Annotated in this window: 32 protein-coding genes and 1 pseudogene; 13 read left to right on the forward strand and 20 right to left on the reverse strand. The window is 42.8% G+C overall.

Features of this window, described 5'->3' with window-relative positions; translation table 11 throughout:
- Positions 1-37: 37 nt before the first annotated feature.
- Positions 38-910: a hypothetical protein gene (locus tag SB752_RS01340; protein WP_410713956.1), complete on the reverse strand. Its 873-nt coding sequence runs from the start codon at positions 908-910 to the stop codon at positions 38-40.
- 104 nt (positions 911-1,014) lie between these two features.
- A complete protein-coding gene (locus tag SB752_RS01345; protein ID WP_410713957.1) occupies positions 1,015-1,437 on the reverse strand; it encodes a hypothetical protein in 423 nt (140 codons plus the stop codon).
- 388 nt (positions 1,438-1,825) lie between these two features.
- Between SB752_RS01345 and SB752_RS01350 the strand changes: the two genes are divergently transcribed.
- The 6 genes from SB752_RS01350 (at position 1,826) to SB752_RS01375 (ending at position 4,763) form a co-directional block, all read left to right on the forward strand.
- On the forward strand, positions 1,826-2,425 hold the full coding sequence (locus tag SB752_RS01350) for an undecaprenyl-diphosphatase (protein WP_410713958.1): 600 nt from the start codon (positions 1,826-1,828) through the stop codon (positions 2,423-2,425).
- A 123-nt stretch (positions 2,426-2,548) separates the two neighbouring features.
- A complete protein-coding gene (locus SB752_RS01355; RefSeq protein ID WP_410713959.1) occupies positions 2,549-2,785 on the forward strand; it encodes a hypothetical protein in 237 nt (78 codons plus the stop codon).
- Positions 2,786-2,878: 93 nt separating this feature from the next.
- Positions 2,879-3,367, forward strand: a complete 489-nt coding sequence (locus SB752_RS01360; protein ID WP_410713960.1) for a GNAT family N-acetyltransferase — start codon at positions 2,879-2,881, stop codon at positions 3,365-3,367.
- A 109-nt stretch (positions 3,368-3,476) separates the two neighbouring features.
- Positions 3,477-3,557 carry a YjcZ family sporulation protein gene (locus tag SB752_RS01365; RefSeq protein WP_103104377.1) on the forward strand — a complete coding sequence of 27 codons (81 nt, stop codon included), beginning with the start codon at positions 3,477-3,479 and terminating at the stop codon, positions 3,555-3,557.
- Positions 3,558-3,738: 181 nt separating this feature from the next.
- Entirely contained in the window at positions 3,739-4,077 is a 339-nt protein-coding gene (locus tag SB752_RS01370) for a hypothetical protein (RefSeq protein ID WP_410713961.1), read from the forward strand.
- Positions 4,078-4,238: 161 nt separating this feature from the next.
- Positions 4,239-4,763 (forward strand): GNAT family N-acetyltransferase, encoded by a 525-nt coding sequence (locus SB752_RS01375; RefSeq protein ID WP_410713962.1) that lies wholly within the window; start codon positions 4,239-4,241, stop codon positions 4,761-4,763.
- 12 nt (positions 4,764-4,775) lie between these two features.
- On the opposite strand, the gene SB752_RS01380 is transcribed toward SB752_RS01375, so the two are convergent.
- Positions 4,776-5,162, reverse strand: a complete 387-nt coding sequence (locus tag SB752_RS01380) for an SOS response-associated peptidase (protein WP_410713963.1) — start codon at positions 5,160-5,162, stop codon at positions 4,776-4,778.
- Between the two features lie 476 nt (positions 5,163-5,638).
- Here SB752_RS01380 and SB752_RS01385 point away from each other — a divergent pair, with 476 nt between their 5' ends.
- Positions 5,639-6,073, forward strand: a complete 435-nt coding sequence (locus tag SB752_RS01385; RefSeq protein WP_410713964.1) for a DUF4259 domain-containing protein — start codon at positions 5,639-5,641, stop codon at positions 6,071-6,073.
- A 546-nt stretch (positions 6,074-6,619) separates the two neighbouring features.
- Here the strand turns inward: SB752_RS01385 and SB752_RS01390 are convergent.
- From SB752_RS01390 to SB752_RS01405, 4 genes are all read right to left on the reverse strand, one after another.
- A complete protein-coding gene (locus SB752_RS01390; RefSeq protein WP_410713965.1) occupies positions 6,620-7,132 on the reverse strand; it encodes an SRPBCC domain-containing protein in 513 nt (170 codons plus the stop codon).
- A 71-nt stretch (positions 7,133-7,203) separates the two neighbouring features.
- Positions 7,204-7,542: a DUF1801 domain-containing protein gene (locus SB752_RS01395; protein ID WP_410714259.1), complete on the reverse strand. Its 339-nt coding sequence runs from the start codon at positions 7,540-7,542 to the stop codon at positions 7,204-7,206.
- Positions 7,542-8,165: a TetR/AcrR family transcriptional regulator gene (locus SB752_RS01400; protein WP_410713966.1), complete on the reverse strand. Its 624-nt coding sequence runs from the start codon at positions 8,163-8,165 to the stop codon at positions 7,542-7,544. Before SB752_RS01400 ends, SB752_RS01395 begins: the two co-directional genes overlap by 1 nt.
- Positions 8,166-8,949: 784 nt before the next feature.
- Positions 8,950-9,525, reverse strand: a complete 576-nt coding sequence (locus SB752_RS01405; protein ID WP_173624738.1) for a TetR/AcrR family transcriptional regulator — start codon at positions 9,523-9,525, stop codon at positions 8,950-8,952.
- 173 nt (positions 9,526-9,698) lie between these two features.
- Here SB752_RS01405 and SB752_RS01410 point away from each other — a divergent pair, with 173 nt between their 5' ends.
- Positions 9,699-10,448: an SDR family oxidoreductase gene (locus tag SB752_RS01410; RefSeq protein ID WP_410713967.1), complete on the forward strand. Its 750-nt coding sequence runs from the start codon at positions 9,699-9,701 to the stop codon at positions 10,446-10,448.
- Between the two features lie 26 nt (positions 10,449-10,474).
- Here the strand turns inward: SB752_RS01410 and SB752_RS01415 are convergent.
- The 5 genes and pseudogenes from SB752_RS01415 to SB752_RS01435 form a co-directional block, all read right to left on the reverse strand.
- Positions 10,475-10,696 (reverse strand): annotated as a pseudogene (locus tag SB752_RS01415) (SOS response-associated peptidase family protein); the annotation flags it as partial.
- Positions 10,697-10,954: 258 nt separating this feature from the next.
- Positions 10,955-12,196 carry a DUF4073 domain-containing protein gene (locus SB752_RS01420; RefSeq protein WP_410713968.1) on the reverse strand — a complete coding sequence of 414 codons (1,242 nt, stop codon included), beginning with the start codon at positions 12,194-12,196 and terminating at the stop codon, positions 10,955-10,957.
- A 317-nt stretch (positions 12,197-12,513) separates the two neighbouring features.
- A complete protein-coding gene (locus tag SB752_RS01425; RefSeq protein ID WP_410713969.1) occupies positions 12,514-12,807 on the reverse strand; it encodes an RNA polymerase alpha subunit C-terminal domain-containing protein in 294 nt (97 codons plus the stop codon).
- Between the two features lie 163 nt (positions 12,808-12,970).
- Positions 12,971-13,798: a lipase family protein gene (locus SB752_RS01430; RefSeq protein ID WP_410713970.1), complete on the reverse strand. Its 828-nt coding sequence runs from the start codon at positions 13,796-13,798 to the stop codon at positions 12,971-12,973.
- A 28-nt stretch (positions 13,799-13,826) separates the two neighbouring features.
- Positions 13,827-14,672 carry a lipase family protein gene (locus SB752_RS01435; protein ID WP_410714260.1) on the reverse strand — a complete coding sequence of 282 codons (846 nt, stop codon included), beginning with the start codon at positions 14,670-14,672 and terminating at the stop codon, positions 13,827-13,829.
- Positions 14,673-14,856: 184 nt separating this feature from the next.
- Here SB752_RS01435 and SB752_RS01440 point away from each other — a divergent pair, with 184 nt between their 5' ends.
- On the forward strand, positions 14,857-15,354 hold the full coding sequence (locus SB752_RS01440) for a DinB family protein (RefSeq protein WP_410713971.1): 498 nt from the start codon (positions 14,857-14,859) through the stop codon (positions 15,352-15,354).
- Positions 15,355-15,552: 198 nt separating this feature from the next.
- Here SB752_RS01440 and SB752_RS01445 read toward each other — a convergent pair whose 3' ends face one another.
- From SB752_RS01445 to SB752_RS01460, 4 genes are all read right to left on the reverse strand, one after another.
- Entirely contained in the window at positions 15,553-15,861 is a 309-nt protein-coding gene (locus SB752_RS01445; RefSeq protein WP_410713972.1) for a cupin domain-containing protein, read from the reverse strand.
- Positions 15,862-15,930: 69 nt separating this feature from the next.
- Positions 15,931-16,911 carry an ABC transporter substrate-binding protein gene (locus tag SB752_RS01450; protein ID WP_410713973.1) on the reverse strand — a complete coding sequence of 327 codons (981 nt, stop codon included), beginning with the start codon at positions 16,909-16,911 and terminating at the stop codon, positions 15,931-15,933.
- Positions 16,912-16,997: 86 nt separating this feature from the next.
- Positions 16,998-17,825, reverse strand: a complete 828-nt coding sequence (locus tag SB752_RS01455) for a helix-turn-helix domain-containing protein (RefSeq protein WP_410713974.1) — start codon at positions 17,823-17,825, stop codon at positions 16,998-17,000.
- A gap of 425 nt (positions 17,826-18,250) precedes the next feature.
- Positions 18,251-19,462 (reverse strand): cystathionine gamma-synthase family protein, encoded by a 1,212-nt coding sequence (locus SB752_RS01460; protein ID WP_410713975.1) that lies wholly within the window; start codon positions 19,460-19,462, stop codon positions 18,251-18,253.
- A gap of 282 nt (positions 19,463-19,744) precedes the next feature.
- Between SB752_RS01460 and SB752_RS01465 the strand changes: the two genes are divergently transcribed.
- Complete coding sequence (locus tag SB752_RS01465) at positions 19,745-21,340, forward strand: PucR family transcriptional regulator (protein WP_410713976.1); 1,596 nt, start codon at positions 19,745-19,747, stop codon at positions 21,338-21,340.
- Between the two features lie 141 nt (positions 21,341-21,481).
- Here SB752_RS01465 and SB752_RS01470 read toward each other — a convergent pair whose 3' ends face one another.
- The gene (locus tag SB752_RS01470) at positions 21,482-21,856 is read right to left on the reverse strand and encodes an SMI1/KNR4 family protein (protein WP_410713977.1); all 375 of its coding nucleotides are present in this window, start codon (positions 21,854-21,856) and stop codon (positions 21,482-21,484) included.
- 811 nt (positions 21,857-22,667) lie between these two features.
- On the opposite strand from SB752_RS01470, the gene SB752_RS01475 reads away from it, so the two are divergent.
- Complete coding sequence (locus SB752_RS01475) at positions 22,668-22,922, forward strand: hypothetical protein (protein WP_410713978.1); 255 nt, start codon at positions 22,668-22,670, stop codon at positions 22,920-22,922.
- A 101-nt stretch (positions 22,923-23,023) separates the two neighbouring features.
- On the opposite strand, the gene SB752_RS01480 is transcribed toward SB752_RS01475, so the two are convergent.
- The 3 genes from SB752_RS01480 to SB752_RS01490 are packed head-to-tail and all read right to left on the reverse strand — an operon-like array spanning position 23,024 to position 25,186.
- Positions 23,024-24,400 carry a YcdB/YcdC domain-containing protein gene (locus SB752_RS01480; RefSeq protein WP_410713979.1) on the reverse strand — a complete coding sequence of 459 codons (1,377 nt, stop codon included), beginning with the start codon at positions 24,398-24,400 and terminating at the stop codon, positions 23,024-23,026.
- 43 nt (positions 24,401-24,443) lie between these two features.
- Positions 24,444-24,785, reverse strand: a complete 342-nt coding sequence (locus SB752_RS01485) for a hypothetical protein (protein WP_410713980.1) — start codon at positions 24,783-24,785, stop codon at positions 24,444-24,446.
- Entirely contained in the window at positions 24,782-25,186 is a 405-nt protein-coding gene (locus SB752_RS01490; RefSeq protein ID WP_410713981.1) for a PepSY domain-containing protein, read from the reverse strand. Before SB752_RS01490 ends, SB752_RS01485 begins: the two co-directional genes overlap by 4 nt.
- Positions 25,187-25,597: 411 nt before the next feature.
- Here SB752_RS01490 and SB752_RS01495 point away from each other — a divergent pair, with 411 nt between their 5' ends.
- A complete protein-coding gene (locus tag SB752_RS01495; protein WP_410713982.1) occupies positions 25,598-26,038 on the forward strand; it encodes a GNAT family N-acetyltransferase in 441 nt (146 codons plus the stop codon).
- A 78-nt stretch (positions 26,039-26,116) separates the two neighbouring features.
- Positions 26,117-26,920, forward strand: a complete 804-nt coding sequence (locus SB752_RS01500; RefSeq protein ID WP_410713983.1) for an NAD-dependent epimerase/dehydratase family protein — start codon at positions 26,117-26,119, stop codon at positions 26,918-26,920.
- Positions 26,921-26,982 lie beyond the last annotated feature (62 nt).

Genomic DNA, 26,982 nt, shown 5'->3' on the forward strand with positions numbered 1-26,982 from the left:
CGGCAAGGACAGCTTTTCATTCACTTTGATTTTATTCTCACACCAATTCCTTTTGAAAGGAATAAAACAATTTCCGACGGATGACATACGGAGCAAAATGTTTGTTTGCCAAGCGAATCATGTCCGCATTGTCTTTATCCATGACAAACATTCCATATGCCATCCCTTCTATTTTGCTTGTCCGTCTAATTGCTTCTGCAATCAACAGCATTCCTCTCCCTAGTTTCCTGTAGTCTTCACGGATAAATTGTGTTTTGAAAAGGACCATATTTCTTGCTGCTCGTTGCACAATCATCCAGCCGATGACGTTTCCCCTATAACGTAGCCCTACACTCAAAGATGCATTCATTTGATGCTCTTCCTGCAACGGCGAAAGATTTTCGGGATACCATTGGCCATACCCAGCTTCGATGTCCTGCCTCTCGCTCATAGACAATTCATCCCAGCTAAATAGTTCAAAGTCTTTCGGTATGCGCTGCTTCCCTACCCATTCAGCGCGACTGATTCCTTGTAGATCAGTTATCCAAATATACGAAATCAGTCCCCTCTCGTCCCAGCCTTCTCCTGGCTGTAGAAACTCTTTCGTCGCAGTCTCTCCCTCATGAAAGGCACAATCGAAAGTTAGTGTGTGGTAGTTTTTCTCCCGCAATTTATTCTCCACGGTGCGAAGCAAAATTTTTTCAAGCCCGCTTCCAGCAAACTTTTGCTCTATTTTCAACTCAATGATATTTGCCTGGGATATAGTAGCACGTGTCCTTACTAATACAAAGCCAATGGCTGATCCTCCGGCACTTACACCCAGAGCAAAGTGGTTGCTCATCTCCCGAGTAATCAGATGATTATGGTTCGGAGTCATCATGAGCTTGTATTTCTCCAAATGAAGCGCCACGTTTTCTAAAGCAATCTCCATGAAATATCTCCAATCCGTTCATTGTAAATTCCTACTTTTTCAAAAAAGAATACCAGACATAAATGCCTGGTATTGAAGATTTAGCAACGAGCCACACAGCTTGCCTAGTTAGAAACGCTGATTTCTGTCTCGCCTACATTTTGACCGTTAGGATTTTTCAAAACAGCCTTAATGCTTCCACTAGCAAAGCTTCCGCTTGGTACAATAACCGCACCATCATTAAACACAAACCCTCCTGAGACTTTGGAAAGAGTCACATTTCCAACGATGTCACTATCGCCATTCACAACATTAAAGCGATCTTCGTTAGCATCGTACATATAAGTAACTGCATCTCCATCACTTTCTACAGTGATCAAGCTAGAAAGAGCTGCGGATTTTCCACTAATCTGGGGACCACCCGGCTGACCAGCTGAATCCTGAATGTAGAAACTGTAAGCGGTGTTGCTAATTGTAATATCATCTTCGTGAACAATGGTTAAACCTGTGCTATTCCTGACTATCCTTCTATCAAAGGATTTCGTCAAGCCTACACCGTGCGGGCGACTTTCATCGCACACGGCGTTCTATCAACGGATAAGACTGTTATTACAATGGGCTTCTTGAGTATAAAGTACTATTTTTCTCGAATACATAGCTTAGACCAACATTGAGACAAAGTTGAGACTGTGAGACTTTCATCTCTACATATAAGCAATCGCTAACCTTACAAAAATGTAATCTAGTGGAAAGAAAAATCCATTTATCATTTGCGCCAGATCGACTAAGATTCTCTTTATACTAGAAAACCTGGCTACGCCATGCCTTTTGGCGAGGTCATGGTTAAAAAACACGATCGTGGTCTGCTCGATGACAGACCTCGTTTTCGTGTGATTGTGCAATTCTTACATATAAAAAAAAGGGGCTGACAAAATTATGAATGGAATGGAGATGAATGTTCATTATTTCCGAATGATTAATGACCTGGGTAAACAATATCCTGCGCTTAATCCTGTGGTTTTTGTCATTGCGGAATACACCGTATACGTGCTGGCATTAATTGCCTTGCTGTATTGGTTTTCAAGAAAGCATGAAAATCGGATCATGGTTATATGCGGAACGACTACCTTTGTTCTCGCTGAAGTGCTGGGGAAAATTGCAGGTACCCTTCACTACAATGCTCAGCCATTTGCAGAGCTGACTAACGTAAATCAATTGGTGTTCAAGGCTGTAAACAATTCTTTCCCCAGCGACCATACCATGCTGTTTTTTTCCTTTTGCATCACTTTTCTGCTGTTCCAAAAGACAAGAGGAATCTTATGGATTCCATTCGCCATTGTTGTAGGCATCTCTCGTATTTGGGTAGGGGTTCACTATCCGGCGGATGTTCTCGTAGGTGCCTTGATCAGCATCGGTTCTGCCTTGGCTGTCTATATGCTCGTGCCGAATCTGCGGATTGTGCAGGCAGGCTTGGAGCTGTATGAAAAAGCAGAGCGTGCCGTTTTACCAGCAAAAGAAAAAACAAAGGGATATTAAGGAAGTCGTCAAGAATGAGCCTCCACCGAAGCAGACTCGCTTTCGGTTTGGGGGCTTTTCTGTAACCTTTTTCTCCTTCTTTACGTATTACCCAATATACAGAAAGTCAAAGAGGTGCTGTCGATGAACGCAAAGAGCTTCGCTGTAACGTTTTTCTCGCTTGCAGCAACGACAGGATTACTTTATTTCATTGGACATTGGTTGACGATTCCATCTCTGATGTTTCACCACGAATTTACGTCAGGCGAAAACGGCTTCATGATGGCCACAGGATCACTGCTCCCCTTGCTCATCGGTTTGATTGTCAGTTTTTTTGCAGAAAGAATCTATGTGAATAAGACTCGCCAAAAACTTGGTTGATTCCGACCAGGTTTTTGTTTTTCCTAGCTGTCATACATGGCTTGTTGATGTACCATTAGCTCAGAGCCGATTATAAACAGGAGTGTGAATTTATTGGCAAGATTGGTCCAGTTAACAATCAGACAATATGCTAAAAATGATGATGTAAGCATAACAAGCTATTATTTACCTGAAGATCAGGCGATTTATACATCGCTTCCCCAAAGTGTCGTTGAGGCATCTTTACTAGATGAGAGTCATACACCTTTTGTCATCTACTCTGCGGATCATTTGGTAGGTTGCTTCGCGCTCCATACCCATCAGGCAAAAATGTATGGCATTGAAAATCCGCATGCGCTCTTGCTAAAATCGTTTTCGATTGATGCTCGTCACCAAAAAAGAGGATACGCCCTCAAGACTTTGCAGAGCTTGCCCGCTCTGACAAAACAACTTTTTCCGAATACCAATGAGATTGTGCTAACCGTGCATCACACGAATATCCCCGCGCAGCAGCTGTATAGTAAGGCTGGCTTTGAGGATAAAGGAATGCGGTTCGAAGGGGAATACGGCGAGGAATTGATCTTTCACTATAGGCTTGCGTGACTAGGTTTTTGCCATTTTATTTTTTTGTAGGACGAACGCCTTTGCATGTCTCGTTCGATCGCATACCTTGATCAAGGGTCTACCCCAATCTGACAAAGGAGTGATCGGAATGAGTGGCATCTTTGGTGATAACTTCGCGCTTATCTTGGTTCTCTTCGTTCTTTTAGTCATTGTTGGATGTGATTGTTAAGCTTTATATCTCTAATTGGCCCTGACAAGGGCCTTTTCTTTTTGCCGTTTTGCCTTTTCTGCTTGTCCATATGATGTAGTACAAGCAATTCAAGGGTACCAAATAAAGTTGGTACTTTTTGTTAGTTCCATCTTCCCTTTTAATGTATGTATATTAAATTTTTACGTTTGGAGTGAATCCCATGCTAAAAGTTAAATACCTTATCATCTACTATGTGGTTCTATCGCTTGTCTTTTTTAGCGGCAGAATGTATATCATGAATACTTATAATATGAGCGAAGGTCCAGTCCCTCAGGTAGCGTTTCAACGACTATTCGAATGGGTTAACATTTTCTCTTATTTTTATATCGTGCCCCTGATGATTGCCGGTTTGGTTGGAGTCATTCGCTTTTTCCGACGCAAAGGTCTTTCTCTCTTGCTAAGCTCTTTACTTGGGATACTGTATCTATTATTTGCGGCAACGGCTGGATACGTTTTGGTCTTTGTTTTTATACTCCTTTTTTATGGTTTCGCTCCATAAGCGGCGTGTCTCGTACATACCGACTCCAACCACGGGTATTTCATGTAAATATATTTTTTATAGCCACTTGTGACTCTTTTTAGCTATATTTTTAGGTAAGATCGATCTCATTTTTTCCTTACGACACTTCACCACCACTACTGTCTTTAAAGGAGAATACGATGAATAGCCAAATCTGTAGCAATCGCCTGACTTTTACCAAACTAGCTTTATCTGATTGGGAATTAATCCGCTCCATCTATTCCAACCCAACACTGATGGCACACATCGGGTCCACCATGAGTGAGGAAGCCATTCGCAGTAACTTTGAAAAGGAGCTGGCTCCGTGGAGCACTAACGCCACTCATTGGCTCACCTGGATCATCCGCGAAACTGACACGGGTAATGATATCGGCATAATCAGTATTTGCACCCGCGACCGTGAAAAGCTCACTGCGGAAACAGGCTTCATCTTGCTGGAAGCAGCAAAGGGCAAAGGCTATGCAACCGAAGCTCTCACATGCATAATAGATTTCGCCTCCACTACTTATGGATTCCAGAAATTCACCGCTGTTTGTTCCGAAGAGCACAGCGCGTCACGCCGTGTATTGGAAAAGGCAGGAATGACTCTCGATAAGATTGTGCCCGACAGCACGGAAATCAACGGCAAGATGGTGAATGACTGCTTTTATTCATTGGAGAGATAATATACGGATCACCTATCTCTTCAATTCATGCAGGCATGTCATTTTTGGAATTGCCACAATTGCGGGCACAGGATAGGCACGCATTTTTTCTGAATCATACGGTACAAGCAAGGATTGCAAGCGATCTGTGACGATCAAGCCAGATCGCTTCGTCATTTTTTGCAAGATAACCGGCATCCTGTCATGAATATTCTCGACAGTTTGATTTGGTTTTGTCGTGAGGATCGTGCATGTATGCAGCTTTTCGCCAATCGGATTCGTCCAGGTATCGAATAAGCCGGCAAATGCAAAAGGCTCCCCTGTCTTTAGCGTGATTCGCATGGGCTGTTTCTCTGCCCCAACCTTCCTCCACTCGTAAAAGCCATCAGCCGGGATGATGCATCGCTTGCGAACAAACAATTGTTTAAAGGCAGGCTTCTCCTGTATGGTCTCAGCCTTGGCTTTTAACCTATATACTTAAGATTGTGTTAAAAACTCTATACTAAAACATTGACGCTATAAAGTGGTAGTTCATATAAGGAGGCTTGAAGGATTAATAAGTGTACAGAGATATAAGTTTTAGACTGGCGTTGTTGATCTAATCAGTTTTTTCATTGCTAAATCAGCTGCCTTCGTAAAATTAGTTTTCTACAACCCTTGTTAAAAGAGTCAGAGGCAGTCCAGGACACGAAAATAAAGTTGTAGACTGCCTCATTTAACTAACGTTCCCGTTAGCTGAACTTTCTCCGCAATTCTTTCGGTCGTAATTACCTTTTGACGGAATCAGCTCTCCTCGTGAGTGCAGGGTGTTGCCATTAAAGGAGTCCCGGTAACATTTGACGTGAATTGGACACGCTCCATATAATGAAGAGACGACAGTGACAGGAGGACATCGAATGGGAGCATGGGGAATCAAAGCATTGGAAAGTGATGAAGGGCTGGATCTAGTGGCAGCGATCGAGGACTTGCTTCCTCGTGACACGTTGGATTTGGGTGAATTGATGGCGAAGTTTGGTAAGGATGATTTCCTTGATGACGGAACAGTGCTCGCCCTCGCAGAGCTGTATATCGAGTTTCTGGAGAATGGCAGTTTGGATTACGATCATGAGGAGGAAGAACGCGCCTTGACGCAAGTACGGGTGTTCACGGCCGATCGTGCCGCGCTTGGGGCTTTGATGGAGCATTTGAACGTGATTTGGACTGACATTGAGGGGGACTGCGAGGGGGATTTGGCGGAGCTGTGGCGGGAATCGTCGAGCTGGGACGAATGGCGGGCACATGTGCAGCAGCTGATTGCCAAGTTGAAAGCACGGCTTGCCAGAGAACGGTAGAAGGATGATTGAACGAGAACAAAAGACCACAATCCGAATGATAGGGTTGCGGCGTTTTGTTTAGCGGATTTTCCGCTATTTTCTGCTGTTGTTGTCCACGAACTGGTATGATCAGGCCCCTGACTGGTTGGTGGCGAGGTTATGCGATCGAGAGGGGGCGTGCGGATGAAACGTGTGTCACGTCTTGCGCATAACTGCCCAGTTATTTGAATAACAGGCGCTAGTCTAACACTTTATTTCTCAGTCTAGTACTTTATTTTTCGGTCTAATACTTTATTTTACAGTCTACAACTTTATTTTTACGGAACAGAAACTGCCATTATTTCGGCTTCTTAAGGCATATACTGTTAGCAGGTGCTACAGCTTTTACTGACACAAAACATCCAGGACCCAAGCGAAGTGATGCTGCGTAAAGCGAGACTGGACACCACTGTTGATGCATAAAAAAATCCCCTCCAAAGGTAAAGTTCGTTGATTTTCCTTGAGAGAGGATTGTTTCGTAATATTTGGTTTTATATTTTTTTGCATGTCTCCATTTTTAGTATTCTACTTCTGGCTAGTAAGGTAGTCGGCAAGTTGATCGAACGTACCTTCGAGGCCTTGTTGAAGCATTGGAGCCATACCGTTGTAGGCTTCTTGTTCCTTAGCGGATGCGTTCACAGGTCCGCCTTTCAGTGTCAATGCTGTTTTACCTTCGTTATCCTCGAATGTGATAATATTCATAACTTCAAGAGGCCAATTCGGGCTAAAAGGCGCTCGGATCGTGTTGCCTTTCTCATCGGAAAAGGATTGAAGAAAAACCACTTTCTCGGGTTCGACAATCTCTTGGTATACAAATTTCCCCCACATGATGTGACTCCCGTCGGGAGACGTCTGATTACCTAAAAATTCGCCACCTGATCGAGCGTCCATTTTGACGACTTCGAGGGTGAATCCCTTTGGGCCCCACCATTTCGCAAAATGCCCCGGCTCTGTCCAGGCTTTAAAAACGAGTTCGCGAGGAGCATCGAATACACGTGTAAATACAATTTCAAAGGATTGATTCGGATTGTTGTTCATGAGAATCCTCCTTGTTATGGAAGGGGGCTTATGCCCCAGATAATTGTGAATGTCCCAAAAATCAGTCAATACTACAGTTTACTAGAAGCCTGAACCAGCAAATTAGTAAGTAGATCGTAATCCGGTGTATCCTCTTTGCGGATTTTTAGCCATTTCCTCTCGTCGGGCCCTTCAAAACCTTTCGGAAACGTTAGGCCGGATGCATTCATGATCATGAATGCAATGGCATCTTTCGATGGAGAAATAACCGCCGCATAATGTCCACGTTTCAGGAAATGGGGCTTTTTGTATTGAATGCGTTCTTCGGCTTCCGGAATTGCTTGATGAACAATCTCTCGCAGTCGGTTGCTGACCTCAATTTTCCATGGATGACTAAGGCTGTCTATAAATACGGAAACTTCCTCGTTCATCATTTCTTTTGCAGCTCCTTTTCACATTGTGCTTTGGGAAGAGTTAGAGACCTGGTGAAGATCTTGACATTCTCTTGTATGAACTGGTCGAGACTGATACCGGGATAGTTGTTCCCGGCTTCTAAATCGTTAATGAACGCACCATATTGCGCCATCATGAACGTGAATGCCTGCATGGTTGGGTTCGAACAAGCTACTTTCCCTTTTTCGTTCATCTTGTTAAAGTAATCTGTCAGAAACGTCAACAGTTGGCGGGGATGTTGCAATCGACGTTCTTTAAAGCCCGGAATATGAACTTCATCCTTTATGGCTATCTGTATCAGCTTTCGGTCACGGTTCATGATCTCGTGATATTTTTTACTTATGGATAGGAGGTCACTTTCTAACTCCCATACAAGCTTCTCACTAAAGAGTATTTGCATCTCTTCAGCATACTGAAAACGTTCAAGCGCGGATTCAAGTAGGTTTTGCTTGCTTCCAAAATGTCGAAACAGCGTTTTTTCACTTAATTCGGCGGCTGTGGCGATTTCCTGCGTCGTGACTCCGTTGTATCCTTTTTCCGAAATCAGATCGATCGCAGCACGCAACAATTTCTCCGCACTCTCTTGCTTAGTATGACTCATAATCAGCTCCCTTTCTGTAAGATGCGATATGTCTGTCAGTGTTGACTGACATTATAATAATCCAAAATTATCCTCCGGTCAAGTGCCTGCAAAATAACGGCGCAGCCAGTCTACAGTTTTAGGTACTTATGATTCCGATATACTATTTCCTAAAGAGTGACATACAACACTACAGATGAGTGGATGTGTATATTTAAGCTCCAATCTGCCGATTTAGCATCGAAGCTTCAACCTTCAACTCGACTCTCTGCTTTACCACTATTTGTGATACGATTCTCCGCGCTTGATCTTATACTAATCTCCCTCTATGGGGTTTCAATGTTCTCTTGAATACTCCCGAAATCTCACAATTTCTTCCATCCCAAATCTCATAGACAACCCTTTTATATGAACTAAATTAATGAATTTCTTCAATGAAGGATTGTACCTGAGACAATGAACTCCCCTTTTCAGAAATAATATTGATTCTCAATGGATACTCCACTTTCTTCCTGGAATATCTTTTAGGGTTTCGCATAACTGCCCGTTAGCTTAACTCAACTGCCAGTCTACAACTTTATTATCTCTGGACAATTGGCATCCGCAACGACAAGCTCTAACAGTCAATGACTAAGTAAGATTAGACGTGCATTTTTATAATCAAAGATCCCATCTTAAACTGCGCACATTCATACGAGGTTCAAGATGTTTTTTTATACTCTCAATTATCCCCCTCCCCCTATCTAACCTAAGAAAACTCTTCATTAATCTGCAAGCCTTCATTAATACAAAAGAAGCCGCCAAATTAGCGACTTCCAAGGGAAAGATGTTCGTGTCCTTCGACACCTCGGTTCAGCAAATTCCAAAATTGTTCAACCATGACCGATGGGGGATATGGCATCGAACGGATAATCCACCATTCCAATATACCCACTGTTGCTGAAGTTAAAAATTGTACCGTAATGTCCCTGTTCATTTCCTTATCGAGATTGATTGAATCCAGATATTCACTCAGACTTTCCCCGAACATGGTCTCCATTTGATTTCGAAATACTGTGCTTCCCTTACTCTTCAGCATTATGGAGTAGAAAGAAGCATGTTGCTCCAAATATTCAAAAGTGTGAAGTAATGCGGTTTTGGAAGGGAGATGAACTAGGTGATCTCCAGACATACAATGTCGAAGTAACTGGTTAATTTGAGCTGCTATACATTGCTCGCGCAGATCGTATTTGTCATCAAAATGCAAATACACTGTTCCTCGATTGACATTTGCTTCTACCGCAATTTGATTGATCGTTATGCTCTCGAATTCCTTTTCTGACATCAGCCTCATAAAAGCATCTATAATCGCTTGTCTCGATTTTTGAATACGCCTGGCCATATCCTTCTCCCCTTTATCCCATCCAAAAAATGATCACTTCAAAGCCCTCTGTTGAAAAATCAACAACCGAGCTTGTTTTAACCATTGAACCCCATTTATCGCACTGATACATTCACTATATAAAACATATTTTGGTAATTCAACATATGTTCAAATTAAGAGGAGGTATAATTATGAAACTTACAGGAAACACGATTTTCATTACAGGTGGTGGTTCGGGAATTGGACGTGCGTTAGCAGAAGCACTCCACCATCTAGGAAATAAAGTTATTATCTCTGGTCGAAGTAAAGAGCGTTTGGAGGAGACAATCAAAGCGAATCCCGGCATGTCCCGAATGGAATTGAATGTACAAGACCCTGCCAGTATAGAAGGGGCTGCCAAGCAGTTAATCGAAGAATTCCCGGATTTGAATGTCTTGATTAACAACGCAGGCATCATTCAACCCGATGACGCGGCGGGCGTGATTGATGAGGATATTTTGGTTTCGACAGTCGCCACAAACTTGTTAGATCCGATTCGGTTGACTTCTGCATTAATCGACCATTTGAAGTCCAAAGAAGAAGCCGTTGTCATCAACACGACTTCGATACTTGGATTTGTTCCGTTAGCGGCAACTGCTGTATACTCCGCGACGAAGGCAGCTCTTCATACCTATACGCTGTCCCAAAGATACCTGCTTAAAGACACATCGGTAAAAGTAATAGAAATTGTGCCACCATGGGTTCAAAGCAACAACGATGAACCGCGTGCAATGCCACTTGCGTCATTCATTGATGCAACGATAAAGATACTTGGTACGGATACAGACGAAGTTCTGGTCGAAGAAGCGAAAATGTTTCGAAATAACCCTGGCCCGAACGAAGGTGTTTTTGTGACCCAACTTAACGATACGATGAAGTCTGAGCCTCCAAAGATTCATTAATCCACCTATAATTCAATTTCAAAAATTTAGACGAACATGACTGTGATGTCTCCCATCACAGAAGACACTGGAATTCGACGAGACCCTACGACAGTGTCTGGTAGTCGCAGCCCCCTCCACCGACAAGGTGGACGGGGCTTTTTCTTTGACCAGTAAGGAACAAGACCCCATTTTAGTTGCCCCAGCCGGCGCTGTCCCCTATCTTCTATGATGGCAGGAATCAGCTGTCCTGGAGCAATGTTGTATCGTTTTTCCCACTGGAAATGAAAAAGTCCCCCACTATCTAGTGAGGGTTGAAAAAGGTTGTTAACAGTGTATGAGAACTAGTATGCCCAAACATTCCTACCTACTTACATTTCTTAACGAAAAAAAATCCCTTAGGATTTCTCCAGAAGGGCTTAGCTTTAGCTGATCGATCAGTTAGGGATGTTCATGTTCTGCCAGCACGGACAAATAAAAGAGGACCCGATCGGCCCTCTTATCACGAACAATGTACGGCAGTCCCGTTACTTTTTGAATTTGACCATGATTGGCTTGCCGTCTTCCAGGTTCATTTCACCTTTATGACGGACAAACACGACCTGGTTTCCTGGAAATGCTGGTGGATTTTCGGGATCAAAATCCTGCCAGTTTTTTTGGTTGCCAACCGCGTACTCCATGTATCGCGTCGCGCCGACAAGCACATTATTCTTATCATCTGCCTGGACATCCGGCGGCAACTGCTCGATTTTTCCATTATGGATGTCGAGCGCCTTGATTACTTTGTCGTGTTGGTAATCATATGCTTGGATAACGACATCATCACCGTACACCTGCAAGCGCAGCCCTTGCTTGAAAGCCCCTCCATCCGGCGCAACTTTTTCGCCACCGTCTGGACCAACTGACATCCATCCCGTTTCAATTCCGCCCGTGTTTACGACGGTAAAACCGCGTTTGTCTCCGCCTTCGACTTTCTTTTTGCCTGCCCAGTCCGGCAGGTTCAGATCCCAATGGGTGTGGCTCGTGAAGAAAACGACTTGCGGATAGTCTTTCAAGATGTCAAGGAGCTTGTCCACATTCAGGTAATCGTTCAAGTATGGATTTTGTCTGGAGCCTGAGACACTGTCCGGAAGCACATGGTGAGAGAATACGAAAATGGGCTTATTCTTGTCCTGCTTGCTGTAATGCTCCAGATTTTCTTTCAGCCAATCCAGTTGCTCGTCACTCATGTATACTTCATCCCACAATTTTGGATCGTGATATTTCATGTATTTTTCTGTGCCTAGGAAAAGTAAGGGATATCCATTGATTTCTTTTTGGTGATAGACTTTGTCTTCTCCGCTGAATTGGTAGAAGTTATCGAACAACTCTTCTTCCGTTGTGCCGTTTGGCCATGTACTTTGTGCAAGCGTTTGGGGATTCTTCCACTTTGGCACATAAAACTCATGATTACCGATGCTGTACCACACGTTTTCGGGGTGAGGATTTTTATCGAGCACATCTTGCACGGCTTGATATTCAAAATCGTAGCCGCGAGGAGTAATATCGCCGTTAATGATCAGCGCCTCGGACATTGGATTTTCCTTATTGATGTCTTGCAAAACATGACCAAAATCTCGAAGGTCTCCTTGGATGTCACTGATCACGTCAAATGTCATCGTCATCTTTTTCTCAGAAAGTTTGTCATTTGCATGAACGAAATCAACGACTGGCAGGATTCCACCCAACAAGATGGCAGAAGCGGCTATACTTGATACCATTTTTTTCATTATGGATCTCTCCTCATCTGTTTTTCGTCACGACGCCTATCCGCTTTACCAATACTATCCTGATATCATTCCGCCTTTCTGTTGTTTTTGTGTGCGTTTTGTTGTTTGTTACACCATAAATAGTAGATATCCAACATAAAGAAAACGTTAAAACAACATTAAGATTGTTAGATTGGAGCAAAAAGGTACTTAATGCCTGCCTGATTTTAGAAAAAAAGGCGCAGGACCCTAACCGAATCCTGTGCCTGCATACCCGATTTTTAAAGATTATCTGTTCAATATTCCTGCTCTGAACCCAGTAACACTTCATTTTTGAGTCAGTTTTTAAACGACAACCCTTCTTCCTGCAAAGCAGTTCGAAGTTTAGGTAAAGATGCGGGACCCATACCGTGAAATTGGAGAATCTCTTTTTCACTGTACTGAGAGAGCTGCTGCAAGGAAGTTATCCCATGATGTTCCAACGCCCGTCTCGCTGGCGCTGAAAGTAGGGAAAGAAACTCACTATCAGGTTTACGCTTTTTCTCGCAGATCGGGCAGGAAGGACAATCGCTGCTTTTATAGTATTGATGTCCTTTGTTACAGGTTCTTATATCTTTTTTGGACGTTGCCATATTGAGCTACCACCCTTTCTGTACGAAGAAACTCCTCAAATTTAACTACGACGTTTTCTTTCTGAATCCTCCGAGAAGCCCCGCATGCAAAGCCAAAAAGACCGCATTTGGCGGCCTTCTTTTACAGTGAGATTGTTGCAATACGGTGCCCATATTTACTTTATTACATGATTTCCAATGGAACACATAACGCTGTATCGGGACAAAATCCGGGATTTTCCTCACATAATGCTTTTGTATAATCCGGGGCCTGTTCACTGAGAAACTTATAATAACAAACGATCTCATGATTGCGGACGGCTACACTGTTCAGCTGAAAAGACAATAAATACTTCGTATGAACATGTCGATAGTACAACCCGTGTTTTGTAAAAGGCGGCAAATATGCTTTGGCCGGTAATGTAGGAATAATATCATGTACATTCATAATACGAACGCTATTTGTTACTTTTTCATTGAATCGGGAAGCAAAGACAGGGTCTGCGACACGAGGACTGCCATACGTATACATGATAGGATTTTTAAACTTCGTGTTCACGGCAAAATCAAAACCAGCGAGTACAGCTAATCCTCCCCCGAGACTGTGCCCAGCCACAAATAGTCTCTTCGATTTTGGCAGCTTGCTTACAGCTTTGATCAGGTCGTTTCTCGTTGATTGATAAATACATGTGAATCCGCGATGAGTTTTCCCAGCATTTTTGAAAAAAGGGTACGGGATTTGATATAAGTCTTGGTCCGACTCATTATCGTTAAAGGTTCGCGTGCCCCGAAAAACCACAATGATTTTATCTGTTGACTCCGCGATAAAGCCGAACACTTCCAGCTTTGGCTCCTCTACTCCAGCAAGCGCTCGAATGGTATAACGAAGGCTGAAGCCTTTTGGCAAAACAAGTGATTCTGTTTCAAAAAGATGATAGGACTGGTTGATCATCGCCGCAAGCAAAATCGCATCTTCTCTGTTAAAGCTGCCAGTTGAACCTGAGCGATCCATGACTGTAACTCCTTTCTACTTCTACTAATCAAGCCTTTGGAGACTTGCATGCGCCTTCAAAGGGAAAACACATTTCGGTATCGGGACAAAAACCAGGATTTTCAACGCATAAGGATTGTGAAAAATCAGAATTAAATTGACTGAGGCTTTTAAAGTAACAGGAAATGGCATCATTACGGGGAGTATTATTCAACTGGAAGGCAATCGGGAATTTTGTTTTTACGTGTTGATAGTATAGACCCTCTGCTGTAAAAGGGGGCGGATACTTTTTATCGGGGAACGTAGGATATGGATCATGAACGTTAACTATTCGTGCACTATTTTTTACCACTTGATCGAATCGGAAAACAAAATCAGGGTCTCCAATACGTGGACTACCGTACGTATAAATAACGGGATTCTCAAACCTCGTATTTACTGCAATATCTAAAGCAGCTAATGTTGCCAAAGCACCACCGTAGTTGTGGCCAGTAACAAATAGCTTTTTTGAACTCGATAAATTATTCAGCTTTCGGATTAAGGCATCCCTTGTCGACTGATAAAGGCTCGTAAACCCTCTTGAGGTTTTGCCTCCATCTTTCACAAAGGGATACGGAGCCTGGAGGATGTCATAGGCTGCTAAAAGATCGGCAGGATAGGCAGCGAATCCCCTAAAGGCTACGATGATTTGATCTTTTGACTCTGCAATAAAACCGTATACATTTTCCGTCGGATTCTCTACATCAGCAAACGCACGGATCGTATAGCGAAGCTTAAATCCTTTTGGTAAGATTAGCCTTTCTCCCAAAAATAACAGATAGGTCTGATAGCTCATCGCTGCAAGAAAAGTTGCCGTACTGCTATTAAAATTGCTCATTTTGGCCGAGAGATCCATCTTAACAATTCCCTTCTGAACTAGGATAAACGGAAATTGAGCCGTTTCTTTTTGGCAAGTATAATCTGAAGCCCCCATTATTAGCCTATGCCCAGATTAATTTACAATTCCATAACTTAAAGTACTATCTACCCAGAATTTTGTTACAATAAATGGAAGATACTGATTTCAAAGGAGGGTTCGTATGGATTACTTTGAAGAGAACTTATCAAAAACCAGAGTAACACTGCTATATGAGATTTCTTCTATTCGCGATGAAGATTTCAATCGGCGATTTGAGCAGGATAAGTGGAGTATTGCACAGGTCTGTCATCACTTGGTCATTATCGACACGTTGTTCGCAAAAGCAATTGTGAATGGACTCAAGCAATTGAACCCCACCGACAAAGAATACATTCCGATTCAATATGTAGCTGACAGATCCAATAAGATCCAGGCACCTGAGATTTCAGAGCCAAGCCCCGAGCCTTTTCAAGTCCAGCAAATCATTCAAATGCTACACGATTCCAGACACAATTTTTTGGATGTTCTGAGTAAAGTAGAGGACAGAGCGATTCTAAAGACAGTTGCCGTTAAGCATCCGATTTTGGGTCACCTTCCCTTGGATCAATGGGTGGAGCTATTGTATGTACATGAACAGCGACATATCGAGCAAATACAAGAGCTGAAGGCACGTTGTTGACAAATGAAGGGGTACCTCGGCTTGAGGGGTCAGCCTCACTCGGAAGAAAAGGAGAAAGCCCTTGAATAACTCAAGGGCTTTCCTCACACTCACCTACTGTTCCGGTTGTCCGGTGAAGGCAATTCTGCTTTGAACAGCTTATACCACAGTTCTTTCAACTAATCAGCGGCTAATTCCGACTCCGTACCGCAGTGTTTACTACGCCTTAGGCTCCATAATCAAAATATGGCACTCCTTTTCGGCGAAAGGCTTTTGTTCGGCTCCTCCCGGGACAATAAACATCTCCCCCTTGGAAATTTTCACCTGACCATCACGAAAATCGATGAACATCTCTCCTTCGAGCACCATAAATAACTTATCGGCACCTTGATGCTCATGCCATTCAAAATCGCCAGCAATCTTAACGATTTTAAATAGATGGTCATTTAATTCACCAATGACTTTCGGAGACCAAAGATCGCTGAATTTAGATAGCTCCTCATTCAGACTAATGACTTGGTAATGCATATGGATCCCTCCTTATTTTTGGACCTGCATTGTACCGTTGATTTCGCTGGAAGAATTCTTCACAGCTTTTTAGGGCTTGCGCAAGGCACCAGTTATATTTTGTAAAGCGTATTCGATCGCTAATGGGCCACCAGTAATAGCGGAAGTATCCATTAAATAGACGTGGCCTTTCTTCATGGCATTCAGATTATTCCAGACATTGCTTTGATTTAAGTCATTCATTAATCCTTCTTTTTTTGTTATATCACCTATCAGGAAAATATGGTCTGCTTGAACAGTTGAAATCCCTTCAAACGCAGTAAATTCATTACTTGTACCTTTGAAAGCACCATCAGGTGTAAGCCCCAGTCCTTTTTCTTTATCAAACGCAAGTTTATAGACTGGATTTCCTTCCCCTAAAACATTGAACGTTTTTCCATCCCAAGACAGAATAAGTGCGACTGACTCTCCTTCCATCGACTTTAATGCCACACGTCCTGTTGTAATGTCTTTCATCATTTTATCTATTACTTTTTCCGCTTCGTCTTCTTTTCCCATAATCTTGGCTATTGTACGAAGCCCATATTGCCAATCATTATAGATGTCCTTGGTGTTTAACGTAATGACTGGCGCAACCTTTTCCAGTGAATCATACATTTTATCATGCTGTTCTGTTGCTAAAATATAATCAGGCTCGATAGAAAGAATTTTCTCGATACTAGGAGACACTTTATCTCCCAATTCTTCAGCTGAATCCAGCTTTCCTTTTAAATAAGATAAAGAGGATAGATACTCTTTTTCAGTAGAAGCAGCAGGTGGTTCCCCTAATGCAACTAATATTTCAGGATAAAAGTACCATAGTGCGGCCAATTTTTCCGGTTTTTTCTCGATCACAATTTCTTTACCTAACGAATCCTTAAAAGTTCTTGGCCAACCAGGTGCCTCTAGATTCCCTTCTGGTGTAGATGCACTTTCAGTAGTTGTGCCTTTATTTTCAGGTGTTCCATTACAACCTGCTAGAATGCCTGCTAATAATAGCATGGAGATTAGCAGGCCTTTCATCTTTTGCATAGGCAATTCCTCCGAAATGATGTTTTCTTTGGCTTGCCATTAGTATAGTAAAGCCATTTTTCAATGAGAATGGATCTCTGTTGAAATTAGCATGGATTATTGATGAACTTCTCTCGATACTCAGTGGGAGAAATGCCTAATTGCTTCTTGAACACTCTACTAAAGTAAAAGGGATCGGCAATTCCAACCGTTTGCGCAATTTGCTGTACGGGCACATCACTTGTGAATAGCATTTCTTGTGCCCTGTTGATCCGATATTTTAATAAATATTCTGCTGGTCCCATACCTGCATGTCTTCTGAATACATAAGAAAGTCGATTTCGATTCACGTTATATTGCTCTGCAAGCGATGCTATTGTAAGACTTTGATCATAGTATTCATGAATATAATGAGAGACTCGCTCGAACAAAGCATGTGATTCACTGCTATTTTGCCTACTTGCAACACATACTAAGGCTTCATTCAGTACATCTCGAAACAGCATTTCGGTCTGTAACTTCGAAAGGCCTCCAGGCTGATTATACACATGCCAAAGACGCATGATTAATTCAATCAGACGAGGGGATTGTCCTGTTACTAATTCAAAATGCTGATGAGAAAAGCTAGACTCTTCCAGTTCTGCGTTACATATCCGATATTGGACAAGAATATATTCCCAGTTGGTTTTACCAAACATTTTTTGAGCCAGAGTCATTTTTGCACCGCCATGTACCACTTTTCCTGGGGAGAAAATATAAGGCGTACCATTAAATTGAAATTGCACCTTCCCTGTAAGTGGAAACACAAATCCAGGATAAGAATCTGTATAGTCGGCGTGAGGCACACCGGGATTTCTCGCATATCGATATACTCCTTCTACTTGAAAAGGAATGTGTGCGAAATGTTCTGCTAACTGATTAACGTCGATTTTCACATTGCATACCTCATTTCAATCGTATTGTTGGTAATCTATGAGATCGATCGTTGTACATCCTGTTCCGCTCTTGACCACAACAGTTCATACGATTCAACAAGATTTTTTTGGGTTTGCACGATGATCATTCGGAGTAACTTCATATTATCTGAAGCACTTAGCCCAAGCAAATAACTGTCGATGGATGAGGCAGTTTGACACACCTGCTCCCCTGCTGTGGAATGGCGTTGGTTCGATGTGGAATACGAATACACACTAAAATGTTCATATTTTTTCGCGTCATTTGAAAGAAAAACCCCTAGGATTTCTCCCAGGGGTAGTGAGTTATGAGTAGTGCAATTCTCGTTGCCATCTAGAGAAATAAAGTAGGTAGTCAATTGACTCCCCAATTTGTTAAGCGAATCTTTAAAAAGCCTCCAGCTCTATTAGTCTCTCAAAGATGCTTTTGAAAGAGACTGAAAGGCTTGTTCCAAATCGGCAATTAAATCTTCCGTATCCTCAATACCAGCAGACAAACGTACAAGACCTTCTGGTATTCCCAGTGCTTTTCTTTCTTCTACGGTGCATTCCACGTGGCTCGTTGTACGCGCAGGTCCATAAGTCGTTTCTACCGCTCCGAGGTTTGCAGCACGATTGGCGTATTTCAATTTTGGAAGAACAACGCGTACGGTATCCATGCCACCTTTAAGTGAAAAGCTTAGCATGCCGCCAAATCCTCTCATCTGTTTTTTGGCAATAGCATGATGTACATGTGTTTCCAGCCCGGGATAGAATACCTGCTCGACGAGCTCATGCTGCTCCAAATATTTGGCAATGGCCATAGCGTTCTTCGCTTGTTGTTCTACACGTAGCTTTAACGTCTTCATTCCTCTTAGTAGAAGATAAGCAGCCCAAGGGTCCATCGTCGCTCCGTTAATTTCACGATAATGGTAGATTTGCTCTACTAAACCTTTCGAGCCGCACACAACGCCACCCAATGCATCGGCGTGTCCACCCAAAAATTTCGTTGCACTGTGTAAAACGAGGTCGGCCCCAAGTTGCAGAGGATTTTGATTAATTGGTGTAGCGAAAGTATTATCAACGACAACCAATGCTCCAACGGCTTTTCCCGCTTTTGCCATACGCTCAATATCGGTAATTTTTACTGTAGGATTTGTTGGCGTTTCCAGATAGACGATTGTACACCCTTTGGCAATTTCTGCCTCCATCTCTTCATGGTTGCCAGTATTGCAAAGTGTCACTTCAATGTTTAGCTTAGGCAGAAACTCTGAGAAAATTTTATTCGTACCACCATACGTATCCTTGATCGTGACAACCCGATCTCCAGGCTTTAAGAACGTATGCAAAACGTTGCTAATGGCAGCCATTCCCGTGGAGAAGCTTGTAGCCGCTTCGGCATTTTCGAGTGCACGCACCTTGTCTTCAAATGCCTGTACCGTCGGATTCGTATTTCTCCCGTAAATATGTCCAGGTCTTTTCCCTGTTGCAACATCGAACCATTCATCCATATCGTCGTATGTGTAGGCGACGCTCACCACGACAGGCACTTGTGATGCGCCATGTACGAGTACTTCTTTTTCCCCTGCCCAAACTGTTTTTGTGCCGAGTTGAATATTGTTAAAATTTTGATTACTCAAGTGTGTCATCTCCTTAACTGAGAGCTTTAGGATGGAACCATGTGATTATCTTAGTGAGGTTTGGAGGTGATAACATCCAACAACCTGTATGAAGTTTGATACCGTTTTTATAGATAAAATAGATAATTCAAAAAACAGTTAACTCTTTTTTAAAAGGATCAATTATAATGTTCTGTGTCAAATCGAATCAAGAAATAGTCCACGTAGCAGATTATTATCCAGTTTAACGTACCTCTTTGAGTCAATATCCACTCATTCCTACTTGAAATTCAGGAGGTCATTATGACGTTTACTTTAATGGATCTATTGCATATCCCCATCATGCAACAAGCAAATGTTCGAACAGCCTCTTCGTCTCTACCCTCGCGTTCAATCGAAACGATATCGGTAATCGAGCTTCCAGTCGAAGATTTCATACGTAAAAACGAATTGGTCTTAACCACAGCAATCGGCTGTAATGATTCAGGGACTTTGAGGGAATTCGTTCAAGATATCATCGAGTCGGAAGCAGTTGCCTTGGCGATTGCGACAGGTCGTTATATAAAAGACATACCGGAGGAAATCCTTCTATTGGCCGAACAGCACCAATTCCCGATCATTGAAATCCCTTGGGAAATCCGTTTTGCTGATATTACAGAAGCGGTCTTAACCGAAGTGCACAATTGGCGCCAAACGAAATTTCAGCAATTTGAAGAATTGCAGAAACAGCTGCTCCATCTATTTATTAATGGTTCCCCTCTTTCCGATGCCGCAGCATTAATCTATCAGGCTTCGGGGATTCCGATTGTTATCGTAAATCACGAGGGTAAAGTGAAGGGCAAAAGTGAAAATTCAGAGCACCTTGTTCAACCAGACATTTTTGATCCATCTATTATTCAGTACAAAATTCAATCCGCTGACAGGCTGTTCGGTTATTTACTATTGGCGCTGGGTCATGAAACAACAAACCATATTAGTAACGAAAAAATAAACATGATGAGTAATATCATTGCGACAATCACCCTGTGGTTTCAAAGGGAACAAGCTGTGCAGGAAGTGGAAATGCGCCTTCGAGACGATTTTGTATGGAGCCTTGCAAAAGGAGAAATCGATTCATGGGACACCGTTTTTTCACGTGCGAAATCAATGGGGTATAACCTGGCTCTCCCGTATGTTTGCATGATTGGTGCGATTGAAAATGCCGAGAAATTGTACGAGAACAGGGAGAAAAAAGCGCTCGAAACCTCGTACGAACAATGGTTGTATACGTTAATCAATTCAGTCGAAGAACAAATATCACTTGCTGGAAGTTTCTTAAAGCGTGCAACAATGAAAACGTATCAGCAAGAACGCTTTATCATTTTTTTTGAGGTATCCAATCAGCAAGTAGAACATTATGTGAAGCAGTTTCTCGATCGTATCGAAAGCAAGCTTACACAATCTGTACCTGGCCTCGTCTTGTCTTGGGGGATTGGTGAAAATTATGCTGGCGTCAAAACATTTCACGAAAGCTTTATTGATGCCAGAAATGCGCTAGATATTGGTTCCCGTCAAAAAGGGCCAGGTCATCGAAGCACTTATTCCAGCACCAGTTTTTATCGGGCGCTGCTCACTCTTGCCAACAGTCCGGAAATACAGGAGATTACCTACTTAACCATCGGTTCTCTGATTAAATACGAAGAGCAACGCGGACTCAATCTTATTGCAACGTTGAAAGCGTATATTCAAAATCAAGGGAATGTCAGTCAAACCTCACGGGCATTAAATTTACATCGACATACTTTACTTTATCGATTGAAAAAAATCGAAAAACTAACCAATCGATCTTTGGAGGATACCGATGATCTGTTTTTACTTGATCTAAGTTTACGATTGTGGTCAGCTAGCATCGCTCGTTAACTGCAAGATTACTGATAAACGGAGTACCCTTTTTGGTTTCCGTATGATATTCATTTTGTATTGCGAGTTTTACCTGCAAGCTACGGTCGAAAAACATGTCTACTAGGATTCCATATTTATCCAATAAAAAGCCAGCTTCATTCACGCCTCCTTATGTGTGGATCCTTCAAAATCGGTAAACGGAATCCATTTTTTACTCCAGATCAGAGGCTTGATACGGTCTTCGTCGATCCAATCCACCTGTTCTTCGTCCTCAAACAACTCATTCATCATCGACCATGTTTCGATGATAGCTGGTATAGACAAAAAGGAGTTGTATCCGATAAAAGGCTCTTGCTCTTGTTGGCCATTAAATATAGACAGATAATTCCGAAAACGCATCGGAAGTTGAACGGCCAATGTGTTTTCCAAAAGAGTTATTTCATCCTCTGTTGCAGGAGGATTAACCGTTGAAAAAATCGGTTGTGATATCGTTTGGATTTGTTTTAAAATGTTGTCCCAGACGTCAGTCGCCATTCCTCGTTCACCTCCACTCTTCATAGTCTTTCAACGAAAGCTAAAGCCGGGGAGCCGTGCCTGACTGGCTCATTTATTTTCAAGATGAAATTCATATTTTCCAAAGCGATTTCGGAGATTTTCGTCGTGTGGAATCCACTCAGAATCACTCCACAAAGGAATTCCTACAAGCTCCGACAGCTTTTCTACGGCTTGCCACGAACTCGTAATCCCTATGAAATGGTCAAAATCCTCTGTACGGATATCCAGCGTTTCCTGTAGATAGTCATCTTGTAGACGCTCTTCTTTGAGTCCCTACTCCTCCCTCGTCCACTAGAATGATCTTCCCACAGGATACCTCCTCAAATCGTTTTCTTGCTAAGGCTAACTCACGTTTCTATCTGATATGTTCGTTCTATGTATGTCTGTTATTTCCATTATAGTAATCATTTTTCTTGAGTCTACCTACTTTTCACCCGAATTTTGGAAAAACTTTTTGCAAAAATCTGCAACGAAAAAAGTTGGGCACTGGCCCAACCCTGCCGAGGACATCCGCCGAGCTCTCACAATTGCCATTCGCAGAATTGAGCTATCATTCCTCTGTTGTCAAATGCGTTGTTTATTCCTTGTTTATTGGTGGATGGTATGATCTTTTTGCCCATTGTAAGAGTTTTAACCTTGCGATTCGTTGATGGAACGCCGTGTGCGATGAAAGTCGCCTGCACGGTGTAGGCTCGTTATAAAACCGAGAGAGAAAAAGGAATAAGACGAGAATAGCGAACCTGAGTCCAGACCAATTGATAATTTTAGGCTCCACGATGTTTTCTCCCATATGCCTACCGCTATGTTTGCGTTCAGCCCAGCTACAGGAGCAAGCAGTGTTACTCTAAAGCTGTCAACTGATGGGGGAACAACATGGTATCCAGCTAATGTTGTTTGGACTGATAACAGTGGCGGATTAAACTCCGAATCCCGTATGGCCCAAATCGACGGACTGGTGGCTGGTACCCAGTATAAAGCTAAATTGGTTGTAGTCGGCGGAAGTAAAGAAGGAGATTCAAACACCGAGATGTTTACAGAAGAGTAGTTTTATTTTTTTGGCCTCACCGTTTGGTGGGGTTTTTTCAACTTTACCGTTTTGGTAAAATCAACCCCACCAATGACAAGATGAGCATTGTCTATCCGCCATTATTGATAGCTAATCCATTTCCCCGTGTGCGCGTCAACAACTCCATTATCTCCACTGAGGCGGTATACAAGCCGCGGTTTTGGCTCCTCGTCCTCGTCTACGTCTCTTTTCGGTTGAAAGTAGTAGAGTTCGAGTGATTTTTTCATGGACTGCTCCGTTTTTTTGGCAGATGCCATGTCTACTATCTGCTTGTTATTGTCGTCAATCACTGGTGGAGCAAGCGGGTTTTTCCCGTAACCACTTTCACCTGTTCGTGGGGTAACATATAGAGAAAAATTTGAATCCCTATCGCCAACAAGAATGCCATTTTTCAACCATCCAAATTTTACGAAATAGTCCTGCCATCGCGGCTTGCCATCGTACGAATCTATATCATCTGATTGTGAATCGAGCATATAAATATCATCTTGCAGATCAGGGTACGTCGTTTGCAGATAGTGAATTGCGCTTTCCTTTGCTTGCTCATAGGTAAATACACCGCTAAACCCTTTTCCCTCTGTTGGGGCTGCCACAGGAGGCATTTCCTTCAAACTCTTGATCGGTTTGGGTTTCGCCACCCTTCCATTTTCATCAATCATCTCGCCTGAGATCGCATCTACAAATTGCGGATCGGTGGGTAGATAATCATAAACCAGCATGTATTTCGACTCATCATTTCCACTGTAAACACGCTTATAATGCATGGTTGGCTCGGTGTTTTGCTCTAGCAGCTCACGAGCCTCCTTCTCCGAGATAATACGGCTTGTGTCGGGCATCTCTCCCTCAGACCATATCCGCTTGAAACCCAGAACTTTTCCGTCTCCTCTCACGGTAACAGCGATATAATTTCCTTTAAAAGGAACACCTTTTTTTACTCTATCAAAAATAAAATGATATGGTTCAGAGTTGTCGCTTCTGTACATACCTTCTTGTGGCTCCGCCAGCTGCGTTCGTTCCTCTGAAGTCATGACTTTTGTGAGAAACTGCAATGCTCCTTCAAGTGCAATTTGCTTTCTCTTCGTTGTAATTGGGACAGTGGTCTCGCTTTTTTCGTCAATGTAGTCGTAATTTAGCAAATGCCCTGAGACGGGATGAATTTTATACAGGATTCTTGAATGATTTGGATGAGTCCAATGAAGAACCCATGCTCCATAGGGTGTACGTAACACTTCATATGGCTCGGCGTATACTCCATAGTCATACTCAAAACGTGCAGGTACTGCCATCCATTTTTTTGCGAATGCAATAGCCTCTTGTTCAGAAAGAATCTTTTCCGTTTTTTGCTCAGCCGCCTGTGCCAGTGCTCTTCCATCTTCAATAATGCCTAGTATCAGTACGGATGAAAGCAAAAGAATCGACGGTGCTTTCCAAAATCCCTTTCTATCACTTATCTTCATACATATCTGCCTCCTATTTTTGTTGGGTGAAGGTTACATTAACTTACTCTTCTACCTTTCCTGTCAGAGCATTGATATTTTTACCATTAATGGAATAGGCAAGGACCGGTTTGGCTGACCTCTTTCCGTTCAGGATTGGGTAGATGTATTGCAGTTCAGTGGGTTCCAGCAGCAGGGCCTTGGCCGCTGCATCTGTGGAAACAGCCATCTTCTTATCCGGGAGCTTGGTGGGCTTTTGGTCGGGCTCTTGATTGTACCATGTGATTTTCCTCGTGACTCCATTTACACCCATACCATTGTATCGTCCGTATTCCAAAGGAAGTCCATCAGCAGATGGTACAAACTCTACTACATACTCATGTGGATTCTCCCTATCTGGATTCACCCCTCCATAAAGGTATCGGCGCTCTTATAAGCAAGCTTGTTATCAGGAATTTCTAGATCATTGTCATTCAATGAATACGTAAGCAGTTTCCCAGTTTCTGCATGGATATAGGCTCTAGCAAAGAATTCATTATTTTTGTCATAACGGATTTCGTACACAGGCTGGTCTTTCGTTTCCAAGGTAATATGTCTAGATGTGTCATCCAGCGCGGGGACGAGCATTTGCAACTTTTGCTCCGTTAGTTTTGCTTTATCGCTTAACTGATTTTCCTGAAAGCGAGCTGCTCCTTGTTGGTTACCAGTCTGATTTGCCATGACTGTGCTCAAGGATGGTGACAGGAGCAATAGCGCTGTTAGCAGAGCGCTGCTTGTGAGTACAGGATAACGCCTTAGAATGGTCATACGTGTATCCTCTATCTTTTTTGACGTTGAGCCTTACTCATAAGACGATATTTGGAAAAAATAGTCACTTTTTAAAATTCCGAATGGGATGTGCGGATTCTGTTTATTTTGCCGAACTCGTGGCGTTTTCCACCCTGCGGACCGAGTGGACAGAAGAGTACACGCTACGAATAAATTGCTTGAATACATTTGTTTTGAATTGGGGGCGGCGTCGATTGCTGGCCCCCTTTTTTGGTTTCGATCAATATAATTACCAGTTGTGTTTAGTAGTTAAAAAAACCAGCTTGCTCTAAAGCCCGAAAAAATTGTAAAATATATCCAAAAAATATGTGAAGTTTATTCCCTTCGTGCTATTCGTTAAAAAGACAGATGTGATTTGGAATGGGAACAAACGTTAAAGGAGATAGCATTGTGACCCTTACCCTAAAGGAAGTAACTTCTGAAAACTGGGAAGAATGTATTGAGTTACAGCCCACCGAAGACCAAAAACAATTTATCGCCTCTAATCTATATTCCTTGGCACAGTCAAAATTTTTGCCGACTTTTGAAACACTTGCCGTGTACAAAGATCAATTAATGGTAGGATTTGTCATGTTCGGGTTAGATCCTGACGATTCGCAATACTGGATTTATAGACTTATGATCGATTCCAGTCACCAGGGGAACGGCTACGGAATTGAAACCATGAAACAGGTTATTGAAAGAATCAAAGCAAAGCCTGATGCTACAGATATTACGGTAGCCTACCATCCTGAAAACAAAGCCGCTGCCGCTCTTTATGGAAAGCTAGGATTTGAAGTTCTTGGTAAGGCTCCATGGGGCGAAATTATGACACGCCTCAAGGTCAGTTAATATTTCCCAAGCAGCTAGTAGTATTAACGAAGTGGCAGAAATAGTTTTCGTTTAAAATGCTCATAGGGGGGAATTTGGATGAAACGGGTATTGATTACAGGAGCAGCTGGGCGTATTGGCACTGTTTTGCGAACCCAATTACGGGATGAATTTCGCTTGCGGCTAACCGATATCCATTTGATTCAAGACTTGCAGACGGATGAGGAGTTTATCCGCTTAGATCTGGCGGATACGGACGGATTGGAAGCTGCCATGCAAGGGATTGATACTGTGATTCATTTGGGCGGAATTCCTGACGAAAGTGAGTTTGCCCGTATTCTACAGGCGAATATTGCCGGTACATACAATGTTTTTGAAGCTGCCAGAATGGCCCGCGTTCAGCGGATTATTTTTGCCAGCAGCATACATGCTGTCGGATTTTACCCGAGGAGTGAGACCATTGACTCGTCCGTCTTGCCTCGGCCCGATACGCTTTATGGTGTGAGCAAAGCATTTGGTGAAAATCTTGCGCGACTCTACTTTGACAAACACGGAGTAGAGTCTGTTTGCATTCGCATCTGTAGCTTTGAGGACCGCCCACAAGACCTTCGCCACCTCAGTACTTGGCTCAGCCATGGTGACGCGGTCCAGCTTTTTCGCCGCTGCATTCTAGCCGACTCTGTGGGATATTCGATTTTGTACGGTGTATCAGATAATGATCGCTCATGGTTTGTTAACCCTGATGCTGAACGCTTAGGCTATAAGCCCCGTGATAATGCCGAAGCTTTTGCGGCCGAAATCACGGAAAGCCAGAATGTAAACTCGACTGACGATCCGTTGGAAGAACTGCTCATGGGTGGACCATTCGTCGCGAGGGAGTATGGACAAGGCCATCGATCATAGAGGCAAGACGCTGCTCTTTCCAAAGTAAGGCGATATTTTTCCCCACGACAATCACCTCGAAA

This window comes from Brevibacillus sp. SIMBA_040, from assembly GCF_046535075.1.
Classification (GTDB): Bacteria; Bacillota; Bacilli; order Brevibacillales; family Brevibacillaceae; genus Brevibacillus.